We start from the raw sequence: 873 nt of genomic DNA, 5'->3' as shown, positions 1-873 counted from the left end.
CTGATGGCGATGAGCGCGCGCGGCACTTCGGCTTCATGAGCGCCTGTTTCGGGTTCGGGATGGTCGCGGGACCTGTGCTCGGTGGGCTGATGGGCGGTTTCTCCCCCCACGCTCCGTTCTTCGCCGCGGCAGCCTTGAACGGCCTCAATTTCCTGACGGGCTGTTTCCTTTTGCCGGAGTCGCACAAAGGCGAACGCCGGCCGTTACGCCGGGAGGCTCTCAACCCGCTCGCTTCGTTCCGGTGGGCCCGGGGCATGACCGTCGTCGCCGCCCTGATGGCGGTCTTCTTCATCATGCAACTTGTCGGACAGGTGCCGGCCGCGCTTTGGGTCATTTTCGGCGAGGATCGCTTTCACTGGGACGCGACCACGATCGGCATTTCGCTTGCCGCATTTGGCATTCTGCATTCACTCGCCCAGGCAATGATCACCGGCCCTGTAGCCGCCCGGCTCGGCGAAAGGCGGGCACTCATGCTCGGAATGATTGCCGACGGCACAGGCTACATCCTGCTTGCCTTCGCGACACGGGGATGGATGGCGTTCCCGATCATGGTCCTGCTTGCTTCGGGTGGCATCGGAATGCCGGCGCTGCAAGCAATGTTGTCCAGGCAGGTGGATGAGGAACGTCAGGGGCAGCTGCAAGGCTCACTGGCGGCGCTCACCAGCCTGACCTCGATCGTCGGACCCCTCCTCTTCACGGCGATCTATGCGGCTTCTATAACAACGTGGAACGGGTGGGCATGGATTGCAGGCGCTGCCCTCTACTTGCTCTGCCTGCCGGCGCTGCGTCGCGGGCTTTGGAGAAATTCTTCAAATTCCCGTTGCACATAGCCCGGCAATTCCTTTCCCTGCTCTGCCATAAGCGCAGCGAATG

At 62.5% G+C, this 873-nt stretch carries 1 protein-coding gene; it reads left to right on the top strand.

Features of this window, described 5'->3' with window-relative positions; all coding sequences use genetic code 11:
- The coding region (locus R7190_RS26310) for a TCR/Tet family MFS transporter (RefSeq protein ID WP_318137733.1) at positions 1-830 on the top strand (830 nt) is incomplete at its 5' end.
- Positions 831-873 lie beyond the last annotated feature (43 nt).

This window comes from Vibrio sp. 1078-1 (assembly GCF_033340475.1).
This window is presented reverse-complemented; position numbering and strand designations above follow the sequence as displayed.